Origin of the sequence: Streptomyces sp. 2131.1 (assembly GCF_900105515.1) — a bacterium.
GTDB classification, from domain to species: domain Bacteria; phylum Actinomycetota; class Actinomycetes; order Streptomycetales; family Streptomycetaceae; genus Streptomyces; species Streptomyces drozdowiczii.
Window position 1 is genome coordinate 4,226,515 of the sequence record NZ_FNSY01000001.1, and the last position, 14,855, is coordinate 4,241,369.

Annotated in this window: 14 protein-coding genes; 8 read left to right on the plus strand and 6 right to left on the minus strand. The window is 72.3% G+C overall.

Annotation, left to right across the window (positions count from 1 at the left end; genetic code table 11):
• Positions 1-68: 68 nt before the first annotated feature.
• A complete protein-coding gene (locus BLW14_RS19040; RefSeq protein ID WP_177154028.1) occupies positions 69-1,169 on the minus strand; it encodes a DUF1996 domain-containing protein in 1,101 nt (366 codons plus the stop codon).
• Between the two features lie 172 nt (positions 1,170-1,341).
• Entirely contained in the window at positions 1,342-2,235 is an 894-nt protein-coding gene (locus tag BLW14_RS19045) for a LysR family transcriptional regulator (protein ID WP_093708448.1), read from the minus strand.
• A gap of 91 nt (positions 2,236-2,326) precedes the next feature.
• Between BLW14_RS19045 and BLW14_RS19050 the strand changes: the two genes are divergently transcribed.
• Both BLW14_RS19050 and BLW14_RS19055 read left to right on the plus strand, forming a co-directional pair.
• On the plus strand, positions 2,327-3,250 hold the full coding sequence (locus BLW14_RS19050; protein WP_093708449.1) for an EamA family transporter: 924 nt from the start codon (positions 2,327-2,329) through the stop codon (positions 3,248-3,250).
• On the plus strand, positions 3,247-3,882 hold the full coding sequence (locus tag BLW14_RS19055; RefSeq protein WP_093708450.1) for an NAD(P)-dependent oxidoreductase: 636 nt from the start codon (positions 3,247-3,249) through the stop codon (positions 3,880-3,882). Before BLW14_RS19050 ends, BLW14_RS19055 begins: the two co-directional genes overlap by 4 nt.
• On the opposite strand, the gene BLW14_RS19060 is transcribed toward BLW14_RS19055, so the two are convergent.
• From BLW14_RS19060 to BLW14_RS19070, 3 genes are all read right to left on the minus strand, one after another.
• Complete coding sequence (locus BLW14_RS19060; protein WP_256332835.1) at positions 3,876-4,400, minus strand: NUDIX hydrolase; 525 nt, start codon at positions 4,398-4,400, stop codon at positions 3,876-3,878. The two genes, BLW14_RS19055 and BLW14_RS19060, sit on opposite strands and share 7 nt — an antisense overlap.
• On the minus strand, positions 4,397-6,046 hold the full coding sequence (locus BLW14_RS19065) for a penicillin-binding transpeptidase domain-containing protein (RefSeq protein ID WP_177154029.1): 1,650 nt from the start codon (positions 6,044-6,046) through the stop codon (positions 4,397-4,399). The genes BLW14_RS19060 and BLW14_RS19065 overlap by 4 nt, the downstream gene beginning before the upstream one ends.
• 148 nt (positions 6,047-6,194) lie before the next feature.
• On the minus strand, positions 6,195-7,973 hold the full coding sequence (locus BLW14_RS19070; protein ID WP_093708452.1) for a dolichyl-phosphate-mannose--protein mannosyltransferase: 1,779 nt from the start codon (positions 7,971-7,973) through the stop codon (positions 6,195-6,197).
• A 52-nt stretch (positions 7,974-8,025) separates the two neighbouring features.
• Here BLW14_RS19070 and rsmI point away from each other — a divergent pair, with 52 nt between their 5' ends.
• The 5 genes from rsmI to BLW14_RS19095 all read left to right on the plus strand — a co-directional run bounded on the left by rsmI (position 8,026) and on the right by BLW14_RS19095 (position 12,250).
• Positions 8,026-8,922, plus strand: coding sequence for a 16S rRNA (cytidine(1402)-2'-O)-methyltransferase (gene rsmI, locus BLW14_RS19075; protein ID WP_093708453.1), 897 nt, complete (start codon positions 8,026-8,028; stop codon positions 8,920-8,922).
• A 160-nt stretch (positions 8,923-9,082) separates the two neighbouring features.
• On the plus strand, positions 9,083-9,472 hold the full coding sequence (locus tag BLW14_RS19080; protein ID WP_093708454.1) for a hypothetical protein: 390 nt from the start codon (positions 9,083-9,085) through the stop codon (positions 9,470-9,472).
• Positions 9,473-9,514: 42 nt separating this feature from the next.
• Positions 9,515-10,381, plus strand: a complete 867-nt coding sequence (locus BLW14_RS19085; protein ID WP_093708455.1) for a TatD family hydrolase — start codon at positions 9,515-9,517, stop codon at positions 10,379-10,381.
• A 94-nt stretch (positions 10,382-10,475) separates the two neighbouring features.
• Positions 10,476-11,360, plus strand: a complete 885-nt coding sequence (rsmA, locus tag BLW14_RS19090) for a 16S rRNA (adenine(1518)-N(6)/adenine(1519)-N(6))-dimethyltransferase RsmA (protein WP_093708456.1) — start codon at positions 10,476-10,478, stop codon at positions 11,358-11,360.
• Positions 11,357-12,250 (plus strand): 4-(cytidine 5'-diphospho)-2-C-methyl-D-erythritol kinase, encoded by an 894-nt coding sequence (locus BLW14_RS19095; protein ID WP_093708457.1) that lies wholly within the window; start codon positions 11,357-11,359, stop codon positions 12,248-12,250. The genes rsmA and BLW14_RS19095 overlap by 4 nt, the downstream gene beginning before the upstream one ends.
• Before the next feature lie 4 nt (positions 12,251-12,254).
• Here the strand turns inward: BLW14_RS19095 and BLW14_RS19100 are convergent, their stop codons facing one another.
• Positions 12,255-12,884: a lipoprotein gene (locus BLW14_RS19100; protein ID WP_177154030.1), complete on the minus strand. Its 630-nt coding sequence runs from the start codon at positions 12,882-12,884 to the stop codon at positions 12,255-12,257.
• A 137-nt stretch (positions 12,885-13,021) separates the two neighbouring features.
• Between BLW14_RS19100 and BLW14_RS19105 the strand changes: the two genes are divergently transcribed.
• Positions 13,022-14,839, plus strand: a complete 1,818-nt coding sequence (locus tag BLW14_RS19105) for an ABC-F family ATP-binding cassette domain-containing protein (RefSeq protein WP_093708459.1) — start codon at positions 13,022-13,024, stop codon at positions 14,837-14,839.
• The last annotated feature ends 16 nt before the right edge of the window (positions 14,840-14,855 follow it).

Consider the following 14,855-nt stretch of genomic DNA (forward strand, 5'->3'; position numbering starts at 1 on the left):
CTTGGAGAGCGCTCTCCGGTATGGGCCGAAAAAAGGCCCCGGACCTGTGGGGGTGCGCGCGGCCGGAGCTACGGCAGTTCGTAGTTCCCGTCGAGCACCGCGCCCTTGTCGGGGTGGTTCTCGTCGTAGCCGTGCGGGTCGCACTGGAGGCCGCCCTTGATGCAGTGGGTGACCATCGCGTCGAGCGTGGCGGTGTCCCAGCCGTTCATGAAGTCGTAGTGGAACGAGTAGCCCGCCCCGCTCGCCAGCTTCACCTGAGACATGTCGCCGTTGACCGGCCACGCCATCTTGAACTCGATCATCGGCAGCGCGACCGGGTGGTCCGCCGGGCAGGAGTTGTAGTTGGCGCCACCCGCGACCGGGTACGCCATGTGGCTCTTGTGGTCCGGCGTGTCCAGGTGGATGCCGTCCCAGCAACTCGGCGCCTGGAGGCGCAGGTTGAGCTGCACGTCCCGGCGGTCCGGGCAGCTGGGCGGGAAGTTGTAGTTCTTGAAGGAGTCACCGCACTCCCAGCCCTCGACGGTGCCCTTCAGGTTCTTGAACTCCTCCTGGCTCTGCATCGGGCTGCCGACCACGTACCGCAGGCCCTTGGGGAACGGGCGCACGCTGCGGTAGTCGGTGACACCGGACTTGTAGTAGATGGTCTGGACGCCGTCCGGGAGGACCTTGGTGTCCCCCTTGAACAGGCTGGGCATCCAGTAGCCGGACTTGTCACCGGGCGCCAGGCACGTGGTGTCGCCGGACTCCAGCGAGCCGGCCGTGGTGTACGCGTCCGTCGTGGTGTTGCCCATGAACGTGTGGTCGTGGGACTTGCCGGGCTGGCCCGGGTACACGATCGGGTCGTCCGGAGCGGTGTGCGTGGGGGCGCACTTGGCCTGGAACTCGTGGAAGTACGCCGTCGGCGGGACGTCCATCGAAGGCGTGACCCCGGTGACGGGCGGGTCGGCCATGATGTAGCCGTCCCCGTCCGGGTCGTCGCCGGACGCCTTCGTGGACGCCTCCATGCCGGGCATGCCCGGCATCGAGTACGCCGCGTGTTCCGCGTGCGCGGTGGTGGCCGTCTCGGGGGCCGCGTTCGCCGTCGCCGCGATCCCGGCGATGCCCGCCGTGGTCAGTCCGAGCGAGGTGAACAAGAGCAGTCCGGTGAGCGTTCTGGACCTCCGTGGCATGGAGACCTCCTGCTGCGTCGTGGGGGAGCGTGGGTGGGGGAGCGCGCTCGGCCGGGGAGGACGGAAGCACGGTGGGAATTCTTGGAGAGCGCTCTCCCGCTGTGGAGTGTTCCGCTCCTGACAAGAGCGTGTCAATACTTCGTGTCATCACTTCATGAGTCCTCCGCGTCCGTTACGGGGATGGCGACGCGTCCGTTGCGGGGATGCCGAGCGCCTCCAGGAACGCCGTCGCGGCGGGCGTGCGGCCGGCCCGGCTCCAGACGACGTGCTGGACGCGGACCGGTGCGTCGGAGACCTCGACCGCGACGACGCCGGTCAGCCGCACGGCGTACGCGGGCGGCAGCATCGCCACCGCGAGGCCGGGGCCGACCAGCCCTGCGATGTAATCGGCGGTGCTGACCTCGAAGGCGACGTCACGAACGAGCCCGGCGGCCGTGAACGCCAGGTCCGTCTGGGCGCGGCCGGCCGTGCCCGCCGGGAAGTCCACGAACACCTCGGAGGCGAGCCGGCGCAGGTCCACGGAGGCCGCCCCGGCCAGCGGATGGTCCGGGGCGACCACGGCCACGAGCCGGTCGCGGGCCAGTTCGTGGCGGCCGACGCCCCGGGGCTCGGCGGACGCGGGCAGCCCGAGGAACGCGATGTCGAGCGCACCCTCGCGGACCTGCTCGGCCAGCTCGTCGCTGGCGCCCACGCGCAGGCTGACGCGCACCTGAGGGTGGCGGTGGCGGAAGCCGCCCAGGGCGGCCGGGATGTCGACGGCGCTGACCGTCGGGATCAGGCCGACCGCGAGCCGGCCGCGCACCTCGCCGACCGCCGCCGCGACCTCGGCGGCGGCACGTTCGGCGGCCTCCAGGCACTGCCGCGCGGCAGGCAGGAACGCCTCGCCGGCCGGGGTGAGACGCACCCGACGGGTGGTGCGCTCGAAGAGGCGGGCGCCCAGCTCCCGTTCCAGGCGGGCGATCTGATGGCTGAGGGCGGACTGCACGACCAGGCACCGCTCGGCGGCCCGGGTGAAGCTGCTGGTTTCGGCCACGGCGATCACATAACGCATCTGCTGAAGCTCCATGGGTGCAGCGTCCATCCATCGAGGATCGAGATCAATGACGTGACAGACATGTGTTGGACTCATCAATGGGCCGGGGCCGAGACTTCGGAACATGACAAGCCGACCCACGCGGGGGGCCGGCGGGGGGCTGCCCCGTACGGCCCTGACCGCGCTCGCCCCGGCGGTGTGGGGCACCACGTACATCGTCACGACGGAGTTCCTGCCGGCCGGGCACCCGCTGTTCGCCGGATTCCTGCGCGCCCTGCCCGCCGGACTGATCGCCCTCGCCGTCACCCGCACACTGCCGCGCGGGGCCTGGTGGGGGAAGGCGGCGGTGCTCGGCTTGCTCAACATCGGGCTCTTCCTGCCGCTGCTGTTCATCGCGGCGGAGCGGCTGCCGGGCGGTGTCGCCGCCACGCTGGGCGCCGCACAGCCGCTCGTCGTCGCCGTCCTCGCGGTGGCCGTCCTGCGCCAACCGCTGGCCGCGCGTCCTCTGTTGTGGGGTGTTACGGGGGTGCTCGGCGTCGGCCTGGTGGTGATCGGCCCCGGGGCGCAGCTCGACGGGGCCGGGGTGGCGGCCGGCCTCGCCGGGGCGGCCACGATGGGGCTCGGCGTGACGCTCACCAAGCGGTGGGGGCGGCCCGAGGGCGTCGGCCCGCTCGCCTTCACGGGCTGGCAGCTCACCGCCGGGGGCCTCTTCCTGGCGCCGGTGACCTTCCTCGCCGAGGGCGCGCCGCCCGCGATCGACGGGCGGGCCGCGCTCGGCTACCTCTGGCTGGGCCTGATCGGCGGGCTGCTCACGTACGCGCTGTGGTTCCAGGGCATCGCCGCCCTGCGGGTGACCTCGGTCGCGGTGCTCGGGCTGCTCTCACCGCTCGTCGCGGCCGGCCTGGGCGCGCTCGTGCTCGGCCAGACGCTCGGCCCGGTCCAGCTCATGGGCTTCGCGCTAGCCCTCGCGTCGATCGTCGGGGGCCAGCTCCCGGGACGCGCCCCTGCTGTCCTCCCCACTCCTGTACAGGAAAGGACCTTTCGATGAGGATCGCCGTCATCGGAGCCGCAGGCATGGCCGGCTCCCGTGTCGTCACCGAAGCCGCGAACCGGGGCCACGCGGTCCTCGCTGTGTACCGCAGCAGCCGCCCCGATGTTCTGCCGCCCGGCGTCACCGCGGCCGGCGGCGACGCGGACGACACCGCCGCGATGAGCGCCCTGTTCGAGGGCGTGGACGCGGTGGTGGCCGCGACCCGGCCGCCCGCGGGGCGCGAGCACACGATCGCCGCGACGACGACCGCCCTGCTCGACGCGGCGGCGAAGACCGGGACGCGGGTCCTGGTGATCGGCGGCGCGGGCCCGCTGGAAGTCCCCGGACACCCGGGCCGACGGGTGGTGGACGACCCCGCGTACGTACCGCCGCAGTGGCGCACGGTGGCCGCCGCCAGCTCGGCCCAGCTCGCCGCCTGCCGGGCGCACGCCTCGGCCGACTGGACCTATCTCAGCCCGCCCGCCGTCCTCGGACCGGGGCCCCGCACGGGCGCGTACCGCCGGGGCACGACGACCCTGCTCACCACGGAGGACGGCGCCTCGCGCATCTCGGCGGAGGACCTGGCGGCGGCGGTGCTGGACGAGCTGGAAGTGCCGCGCGGAGAACGGCACTTCACATTGGGCTACTGAGAGCCGACGGCCCGCAGCGTGGCGGCGATCCTGTCGTGGATCAGGAAGTCGGCGGGATCGCGGTTCTCCTTGAGCCGGTCCAGGTCCCCGGGGCCGAACCAGCCGTAGTCGCTGATTTTGGACCACTCCAGCGCGGGGTGGTCCAGGTCGCCGTCGACCTCCACGAGGTAGTCCGCCTCATGCCGCAGCCCGCCGCCGTCGTCCCCGGTCCAGGTGGTGACGCCGAGCAGGGCCCGGAGCCGGCGCAGACGCCATCCCGTCTCCTCGCCCACTTCCCGGGCGAGGGCGGTCAACAGGGTCTCGCCGGGCTCCACATGGCCGCCCACGATGTCCCAGCAGCCGGGGAACAGCCGTTGGCGGGGGCCGCGCTTCTGGGCGAAGGCGCGGCCCTGTCCGTCGAGGATCACCGCGCCGACGGCCCACGTCTCGCCGTCGGCGGGGACGGGTACGTGGACGCCGGGGCCGACCAGGACGTGCGGGCCCTGGCGCCCCGGGCCCCTCTGGGTCGCCGGGCTCACGGCCCCGCCCGCAGGACCTCCGCGACGACCGGGCCCGCCGCGTCGCCGCCGTGGCCGCCGGACTGGACGAGGGCGGCGGCCGCCAGGTCGTTGCTGAAGCCGGTGAACCAGCTGTCGGAGGTGGCGTGGCCGTCGATCTCCGCCGAGCCGGTCTTGGCGCCCTTGTCGCCGCCCACGTTCGCCATGGCCTGCGTCGCGGTGCCTTCGGGGGCGGTTGCGGTGTAGCGCAGCATGTCCTTGAGCTGGCCGGAGACGCCGGGCGGCAGCGGGGTCGCGGTGGCGAAGGTCCGGTTGTCCAGGGACTGCGCCACGATGAACGGCTGCCGGAAGCGGCCGTTGACCGCGGTGGCCGTCACCGAGGCCATGTTGAGCGGGTTCATCTGGATCTTGCCCTGGCCGATGAACGAGGCGGCGGTCTCGGCGTCCCGGGACTCGGGGACGCTGCCGTCGACCGTGACGATGCCCGACTGCCAGTTCTGGCCGATGCCGAAGTACTGCTTGGCCTCGTTGCCCAGTGCGGTGTCGCGCTTCTTGTCCAGGGGGAGCACCGGCTTGATGAACGCGGTGTTGCAGGACCGCGCGAACGCCGTCTTCAGCGTGGCGCTCGGCATCGAGAAGTTGTTCAGATTGTGGAAGGTGACCCCGACCCAGGGCACGGACGACGGGCACTGGACGGCCGTGTTCGCGCTGCCCAGGCCGTTCTGGATGATCATCGCGGAGGTGATGATCTTCATCGTGGAGCCGGGGGCGACCTTGCCCTTCCGGGCCGCGTCGAAGCCGTCGGCCCGGTTGTTCGCGATGGCCCGGATCGCGCCCGTGGACGGCTCGACGGCGGCGACCGACGCCTCCGCGAACTTCTTCACGCCCCGCTCGGCCGCCGCCTGGATCTTCGCGTCGAGCGTCGTCCGCAGCTTGCCCGGCTTGCCCTTGACCAGGGTCAGCAGGGTCCTGTCCACGCCGTCGGCGTTCGCGCTGTTGATCCAGGTCTCGATGCCCGTGGTGCCGCCGGCCTTCTCGCCGTACTTCTTGCGCAGCTCGTCCAGGATGCCGCCCAGCGACGGGTACTTCTCCTTGGTGAGCACCTGGCCGTTGCGGTCGATCGCCTCGATCGACGCGGTGGAGGACTCGCCCGTCTCCAGCGACTCGCCCTTCGCGAGGTCCGGGTGGATGACCGCGGGCTCCCAGTCGACGAGCGGGCGTCCGGTGGTCAGTCCGCGGACCACGGTCAGCTTCGAGGCGTACGACCAGGGCTTGGACGTGCCCTTGTACGAGACGGTCGCCTTCACGGTGTACGGGACCGTCGAGCCGGTCGCCCTGCCGGGCGTGATCACCGCCTTGGTGACGTGGGCCGTCCCGCTGTAGCCGGCCAGGGCCGGTTCGGCGTCGCCCTTGTTGTTGGTGAGCGCCGCCGCGGCCGCCGCGTCGCCCTCCGCCCACGCGGCGAGGAACTTCTTCGACGTCTCGGCGATCTCCTCCTCGGTGACCGGACCCGTCTTCACCTCGGAGGAGTCGGCTGCCGTGCTCGTACCGCCGCCGACGCCGCTGTCCCCGAGGCCGTCGAGGATGTTGTACGCCCCGTAGCCCACCCCGCCCAGGACGAGAGCGAACACCCCGCCGACTATGCCTACTTTCGCTCCACTGCGCATTACCTGCTGTCCCCATCCCCCGGAGCCTGCCTCTTGAACATGTTCAAGAGGGCTGTGCGGCGCACCCTACGGGACAGTACTGACAGGAGTACGGGTTGTTATCGGAATGCGATGCGACCGGGCCGCGAATGGCGTGAACGGCTGCCTATCAGATCCAGGTGTCCAGCCACATCCGGTCGCGCCAGGAGTCCTCCGGGATGGACGTTCCGGTGTACAGGGGCCAGAAGTAGATGAAGTTCCAGATGATCAGCAGCACCAGCACACCGGCCGCCACCGCCCCAAGCGTCCGGCGCCGTTCACCCGAGGGGTCCGGTTTGGCCAGGCCGAGTTCGTACCGTTCCCCGGTGTCCGCCGCCGGGCCCAGCATCGCGCCGATCATCATCGTCACCGCGAGGCACAGGAAGGGCACGAACACGACCGCGTAGAAGAGGAAGATCGTGCGCTCCTGGTACAGGAACCACGGCACCCAGCCCGCGGCCACCCCGCAGGCGATCGCGCCCGCCCGCCAGTCGCGGCGGAAGATCCACCGCCACAGCACGTACACCAGGGCGAAGCAGGCCGCCCACCACAGCAGCGGCGTCCCGATCGCCAGCACCTCGCGGGCGCACTTGCCGGTCGACGACGTCGGGCAGCCGTTCTGCTCCTCGTAGAAGTACGAGACGGGCCGGCCGAGCACGATCCAGCTCCACGGGTTGGACTGGTAGGTGTGCCCGGACGTCAGGTTCACGTGGAACTCGTAGACCTGGTACTCGTAGTGCCACAGGCTGCGCAGCCAGTCCGGCAGCCAGGTCCAGTGGCCGCCCTTGCCCTCGGTCGCCGCCCAGTCCCGGTAGTAGCCGCGGTGGCCCGGCGAGTTGCGGACGATCCAGCCCGTCCAGGACGCGAGGTACGTGGCGACCGCGACCGGCACCACCGAGACGAACGCCGGGAGCACGTCCCGCCGCAGCACCGCCGTGTACGGGCGCACGGCCCCGGCGGCGCGGCGCGCGCCCGCGTCCCACAACACCGTCATCAGGCCGAACGCGACCATGATGTAGAGGCCGTTCCACTTCGTGGCGAAGGCCAGGCCCAGCGAGACACCGGCGGCGATCCGCCAGGGCCGCCATCCCAGGCGCAGGTTCTCCGCCACCCGGGCGTCCGGGCGCAGCACGCCCTCCTCGTCCACCGGCAGCGCCGCCGCCAACCGGCGCCTGGCCCAGTCGCGGTCGATCAGCAGGCAGCCGAACGCGGCCAGCACGAAGAACATCAGCACCAGGTCGAGCAGCGCGGTGCGGCTCATCACGAAGTGCAGCCCGTCCACCGCGAGCAGCCCGCCCGCCAGGCAGCCGAGGAACGTCGAGCGGAACAGCCGGCGCCCGATCCGGCACAGCATCAGCACCGACAGCGTGCCGAGCACGGCGACCATGAACCGCCAGCCGAACGGCGTGAACCCGAACATCTGCTCACCGATGCCGATGATCCACTTGCCGACCGGCGGGTGCACCACGTACCCGGGATCGGTCGGCACGGGCACCTGCGAGGGGTCGTTCAGGATCAGCTTGTCGACGTCCTTGGGCCACGCGCCCTCGTACCCCTGGTTGATCAGCGCCCAGGAGTCCTTCGCGTAGTACGTCTCGTCGAATATCACCGCGTGCGGGCTGCCCAGCTTCCAGAAGCGCAGCACCCCCGCGACCGCCGCCACCAGCAGCGGACCGCCCCACGCCGACCAGCGCACCAGCCGGTCGGCGAGCAGCGGCGGCACGCCGAGCACCGCCCACAGCTGGTTCCCGGGCCGGGTGTACGGCGGAATGAGCCGCTCCCGCAGCCCGATTCCGGGGCGCGGGGAATGGCCGAAGCGGCGCAGCCGCCGCTGCCAGGAGGTCGGCTCCGGGCCGTGCTGTTCCCCGGCGTCTTGGCCCTGCCGGGCTTCGGGCGCAGTACTCGTCACCGCGCCATCGTAGGGAACACGTCTGTGGGAGCGGTGCTCCCCGTGCGGGAGGATGGGGCTTGTGACTGGAACGACTGGAACGCTCGTGCTCGCAGGGACCCCCATCGGCGACCTGGCGGACGCCCCGCCCCGCCTCGCCGCCGAACTGGAGGCGGCCGACGTCATCGCCGCAGAGGACACCCGCAGGCTCCGCCGGCTTACGCAGGGGCTCGGCGTCCACACCACGGGGCGGGTCGTCTCCTACTTCGAGGGCAACGAGTCCGCCCGTACGCCCGAACTCGTCGAGGCCCTGGCCGGCGGCGCCCGGGTGCTGCTGGTCACGGACGCCGGGATGCCGTCCGTCTCCGACCCCGGCTACCGGCTGGTGGCCGCCGCAGTGGAGCAGGACATCAAGGTCACCGCCGTGCCCGGCCCGTCCGCCGTGCTCACCGCACTGGCCCTGTCCGCGCTGCCGGTGGACCGGTTCTGCTTCGAGGGGTTCCTGCCGCGCAAGGGCGGCGAGCGCCTCTCCAAACTCCGCGAGGTGGCCCGCGAGCCCCGCACGATGGTCTTCTTCGAGGCCCCGCACCGGCTCGACGACACCCTCGCCGCGATGGCCGAGGTCTTCGGCGCGGAGCGGCGGGGTGCCGTGTGCCGCGAGCTGACCAAGACGTACGAGGAGGTCAAGCGCGGTCCGCTGGGCGAGCTGGCCGCCTGGTCGGCCGCCGAGCAGGTACGCGGCGAGATCACCGTCGTCGTCGAGGGCGCGCCCTCGGGCGGGGAGGATCTGGACGCCGAGGAGCTGGTGCGCAGGGTGCGGGTGCGCGAGGAGGCGGGGGAGCGGCGCAAGGAGGCGATCGCCGCCGTCGCCACCGAGGCCGGCCTGCCCAAACGCGAGGTCTTCGACGCCGTCGTCGCGGCAAAGAACGCTGCTCGGACCGGCCATGCGGACGGCAAAGGACTATCGTGAAAAGCAAAGCGAGAGCCGCGTACCGGCCCCTTTGACCACGACGAGGCCAAAACCGCTCCAACACTCGGCAGGGCCCGGTGCGCTCCCGCCGGAGAAGGCGTCCACTGGAAGACAGGGCGCATTCTCCGGAGTGCTTGTCCGACGGACAAGAGGAGCAGGCATGAGCGACACCACAGCAACCACCGCGCACGAGGCATACGCCTTCGCCTGCATGAGGTGCGGACACGGGTGGGAGCAGTCCTACGAGATAGAGCACCACGTCGACGCGTCCGGTCACGCGTACGTGGTCTACAAGGCGGACGGTGAACGGGTGCCCTCGCCCCTCTCCACCCCCACCTGCGCCAACTGCGGCGGGCACGTCGTACGGATCATGCGGGCCGGCCGGGTATCGACCGTCCAGCAGCTCCTGCGCAACCCCGGCCGCTCCCAGCCCCCGGCCGGTCCGCTGGTCCCGGAGGAGCCGGCCGCGGAGCCCGTGGCCGCCACCGCCGCCCCGGCCGCCGGCCACCACTGGCACCTGTCCGACCTCCTGCACCCCTTCCGCAAGTGACCCCGTAGGCCGGTGCGCCGCGATCCTCGTACGATCGGGGCCATGAGCCGCACCGAAGCCCCGCCCCTGCCGGAACCCCTCCGGGTGCCGGTCGCCGATTCGCACACCCACCTGGACATGCAGGACGGCACCGTCGAGGAGGGCCTCGCCAGGGCCGCCGCGGTGAACGTGACGACCGTGGTCCAGGTGGGCTGCGACGTGAAGGGGTCCCGCTGGGCCGCCGAGACCGCCGCCGCGCACGCCAACGTGCACGCGGCGGTGGCCCTCCACCCGAACGAGGCGCCGCGCATCGTGCACGGGGACCCGGACGGCTGGTCGCGGCAGGGGGCGCGTGAAGGGGGCGGTACGGCCGCGCTGCACGACGCCCTCGCCGAGATCGACGCGCTGGCCGCGCTGCCGCACGTACGCGGGGTCGGCGAGACCGGGCTCGACCACTTCCGGACCGGGCCCGAGGGCATGGCCGCCCAGGAGGAGTCCTTCCGGGCCCACATCGAGATCGCCAAGCGGCACGGCAAGGCCCTCGTCATCCACGACCGCGAGGCCCACGCGGACGTCCTGCGCATCCTCGCGGACGCGGGGGCGCCCGAGCGGACCGTCTTCCACTGCTACTCCGGCGACGCGGACATGGCGCGGATCTGCGCGGACGCCGGGTACTTCATGTCGTTCGCCGGCAACATGACCTTCAAGAACGCCCAGCCCCTGCGCGACGCACTGGCGGTCGCCCCGCTGGAACTGGTCCTGGTCGAGACGGACGCCCCGTTCCTGACCCCGGCGCCGTACCGGGGGCGGCCCAACGCCCCGTACCTGATCCCGGTCACGCTGCGGGCGATGGCGGCGGTGAAGGGCCTGGACGAGGACACGCTGGCCGAGGCGATCGCGGACAACACGGCGCGGGCCTTCGACTACTGAGCGGGGGCCCGAGCCGCGTGAGTCGACTTACGCGGCTCGGACGACGAGCCCGCTGAGCGGCGAAGCAGCTCCGCGAGCGCCTTACGCTTTACAGGTGAGTACCACTGAGCCCGACGCCCTCCTGGGCCCCGCAGACATCCGCGAGCTGGCCGACGCGCTGGGCGTACGCCCCACCAAGCAGCGCGGCCAGAACTTCGTCATCGACGCCAACACGGTCCGCCGGATCGTGCGCACGGCGCAGGTGCGGCCGGACGACGTGGTGGTCGAGATCGGGCCGGGCCTCGGCTCGCTGACCCTCGCACTCCTCGAGGTCGCCGACCGCGTCGTCGCCGTCGAGATCGACGACGTCCTCGCGGCGGCCCTGCCCTCCACCGTCGCCGCCCGGATGCCCGCCCGCGCCGACCGCTTCGCGCTGGTGCACTCGGACGCCATGCTCGTACGGGAACTGCCGGGCCCGCCGCCCACCGCGCTGGTGGCCAACCTCCCGTACAACGTCGCCGTGCCGGTGCTGCTCACCGTCCTCGACCGCTTCCCGAGCATCGAGCGCACGCTCGTCATGGTGCAGGCGGAGGTCGCCGACCGGCTGGCCGCGCGGCCCGGCAACAAGGTCTACGGCGTGCCGTCGGTGAAGGCCGGTTGGTACACGGACGTCAAGCGCGCCGGATCCATCGGCCGCAAGGTGTTCTGGCCCGCCCCGAACGTCGACTCCGGGCTCGTCTCGCTGGTGCGCCGCAGTGAACCCGTGGCGACGACGGCCAGCAAGGAAGAGGTCTTCGCGGTCGTCGACGCGGCGTTCGCCCAGCGCCGCAAGACGCTGCGCGCGGCACTCGCGGGCTGGGCCGGCTCCGCACCGGCCGCCGAGGCCGCCCTGCTCGCGGCGGGGATCTCGCCGCAGGCGCGCGGGGAGTCCCTGACGGTCGAGGAGTTCGCCGCCGTCGCCGAGAACAAGCCCGCCGCCGAGAACGGGAGCGCCCAGTGAGTGTCACCGTACGGGTCCCCGCCAAGGTCAACGTCCAGCTCGCGGTCGGGGCCGCGCGCCCCGACGGCTTCCACGACCTGGCGAACGTCTTCCTCGCCGTCGGCCTGTACGACGAGGTCACCGTCACCCCCGCCGACAGCCTGCGGATCACCTGCTCCGGGCCGGACGCGGCGCAGGTCCCGCTGGACGCGTCGAACCTGGCGGCCCGGGCGGCGTCCGCGCTGGCCGCGCGCCACGGCATCGCGCCGGACGTGCACATCCACATCGACAAGGACATCCCGGTCGCCGGCGGCATGGCCGGCGGCAGCGCGGACGGGGCCGGCGCCCTGCTGGCCTGCGACGCGCTGTGGGGGACCGGCACCCCGCGCGAGGACCTCCTCGCGCTCTGCGCCGAACTGGGCAGCGATGTGCCGTTCAGCCTGGTCGGCGGCGCCGCGCTCGGCACCGGCCGGGGCGAGCGGCTGACCCCGGCCGAGGTCGGCGGCACCTTCCACTGGGTGTTCGCGGTGGCCGACGGCGGGCTCTCCACCCCGGCGGTGTACCGCGAGTTCGACCGCCTCACCGAGGGCACCCGCGTCCCTGGGCCCGTCGCCTCGGACACGCTCCTGGACGCCCTGCGGTCGGGCGACGCGAAAGCCTTGGCCGCCGTCCTGAGCAACGACCTCCAGGCCCCCGCGCTCTCGCTGCGCCCCTCCCTGTCCGCCACGCTGGCGGCGGGCACCGAGGCGGGCGCGCTGGCCGCCCTGGTCTCGGGCTCGGGCCCGACGACCGCGTTCCTCACGGAGGACGAGGCGACGGCCGGCCGGGTGGCCGCCGCCCTCACCGCCTCGGGAACCTGCCGCACGGCGCGCACGGCGGTGTCCCCGGCCCCGGGGGCGACGGTTCTCTAGGGCCTCAGCCCAGCCGTACCGACGCCTTCGCCAGCTCGTACGCCGGGAGCATGCCCCCGTGCTCGGCCGAGTCCAGGCCGCCGAGGTGGACCACGACCGGGCCCCCGGGGGTCGAGAGGGCGAAGGCGTGGGCGGGGCGGTCCTCGTCCATCAGCTCGCTGTGCAGGGTGTAGGTCACCTCGGTCAGCGCCGGCTTTCCGGCGTCGACCTCCTTGTAGACGGCCTTGGAGGAGTTCTCGTCGGCCTTGACGAAGCTCTCCAGCGTCTCGCGCGGCGAAGCGCCCTTGTCCTTGCCCTGCCACACCCGCAGGAAGCCGATGTGCCCGGCCGGCTTGGCGTCGATCTCGCAGACCATGGTGACCGGGCCCTGCGTCCCGAGTTCGGCCAGCTCCGAGTCCGGGTCGACCGACACGGCCTTCGGCTTCCAGTCCTTCGCCAGGTCGAACGTCACCGGCAGCTCGCAGCCGGAGCCGGCGCCCCCGACCGTGCCGCCCTTGGCCGCTGCCTTCGCGGCGGGCGCCGCGGACTTCTCCGCCTTCGCGCCGTCACCGGAGTCCGCGTCCGACGAGCAGCCGGTCACCGTGGCCGCGGCCAGCAGTACGGGCAGCAGCCCGCGCACCGTACGACGTGTCATGACAATCCCCACCCCTGAATTCCCCACCTCTTGATCGTTGCGCGCAACGTACACCGGGCCCGGCGGGCGCTCGTACGGAGGTCCGCGCGGCGGCGACTACGCTGAAGGCCAGAGTCTTCCTTCGAGCTGGAGCGTTCGTGGCCGTCAACCTCATCAATGTCGAGCAGGTCAGCAAGGTGTACGGGACCCGTGCCCTGCTCGACGGTGTGTCCCTCGGCGTCTCCGAGGGAGACAGGATCGGCGTCGTCGGCCGCAACGGCGACGGCAAGACGACCCTGATCCGGATGCTCGCCCGGCTGGAGGAGGCGGACACCGGCCGCGTCACGCACAGCGGCGGGCTGCGCCTCGGCGTGCTCACCCAGCACGACTCCCTGGACCCCGCGGCCACCATCCGCCACGAGGTCATCGGCGATCTCGCCGACCACGAGTGGGCGGGCAGCGCCAAGATCCGCGACGTGCTCACCGGCCTCTTCGGCGGGCTCGACCTGCCCGGGTTCCAGAACGGCCTGGACACCGTCATCGCCCCGCTCTCCGGTGGCGAGCGGCGCCGGATCGCGCTGGCCAAGCTGCTCATCGCCGAACAGGACCTGATCGTCCTCGACGAGCCCACCAACCACCTCGACGTCGAGGGCATCGCCTGGCTCGCCGGCCATCTGCGCGCCCGCCGCTCCGCGCTGGTCTGCGTCACCCACGACCGCTGGTTCCTGGACCAGGTCTGCACCCGCATGTGGGACGTCCAGCGCGGCTCGGTCCACGAGTACGAGGGCGGCTACAGCGACTACGTGTTCGCCCGTGCCGAGCGGGAGCGGATCGCCGCGACCGAGGAGGCCAAGCGGCAGAACCTGATGCGCAAGGAGCTGGCCTGGCTTCGGCGCGGCGCCCCCGCCCGCACCTCGAAGCCGCGCTACCGCATCGAGGCCGCCAACGAGCTGATCGCGGACGTGCCGCCGCCGCGCGACACCAGCGAGCTGATGAAGTTCGCCAACGCACGGCTCGGCAAGACCGTCTTCGACCTGGAGGACGTCACCGTCGAGGCGGGCCCCAAGACCCTGCTCACCCACCTCACCTGGCAGCTCGGCCCCGGCGACCGCATCGGCCTGGTCGGGGTCAACGGCGCCGGCAAGACCTCGCTGCTGCGGGCGCTCGCCGAGGCCGCCCGCAGCGAGGGCGAGGTCCAGCCGGCCGCCGGGCGGATCGTCGTCGGCAAGACCGTCCGGCTCGCCTACCTCTCCCAGGAGGTCCATGAGCTGGACCCGAAGCTGCGCGTCCTGGAGGCCGTGCAGCAGGTGCGGGACCGGGTGGACCTCGGCAAGGGGCGGGAGATGACCGCCGGGCAGCTCTGCGAGCAGTTCGGGTTCGCCAAGGAGAAGCAGTGGACGCCCGTCGGGGACCTCTCCGGCGGTGAGCGGCGCCGGCTCCAGATCCTGCGCCTGCTGATGGACGAGCCCAACGTCCTCTTCCTCGACGAGCCGACCAACGACCTCGACATCGAGACCCTGACCCAGCTGGAGGACCTGCTCGACGGCTGGCCCGGCTCCATGATCGTGATCTCCCACGACCGGTTCTTCGTCGAGCGCACCACGGACCGGGTCATGGCCCTGCTCGGCGACAAGTCGCTGCGGATGCTGCCGCGCGGCATCGACGAATATCTGGAGCGCAGGCAGCAGCAGGCGCGGACGGCGGCGCCCGCGGCGGCGGCCCCGGCCGCGTCGCAGGCCGCCGCCCCGGCGCCCGCGGTCTCCGCGCAGGCGGCCCGCGCGGCCAAGAAGGAGCTCCAGAAGGTCGAGCGGCAGCTGGAGAAGATGTCGACCCGCGAGACCACCCTGCACGCTCAGATCGCCGACAACGCCACGGACTTCGAGAAGGTGGCGAAACTGGACGCCGAGCTGCGTGAACTGGTCGCGGAACGCGACGTATTGGAGATGCGCTGGCTCGAACTGGCCGAGGACGCCTGACCGCTGAACCGTTCGC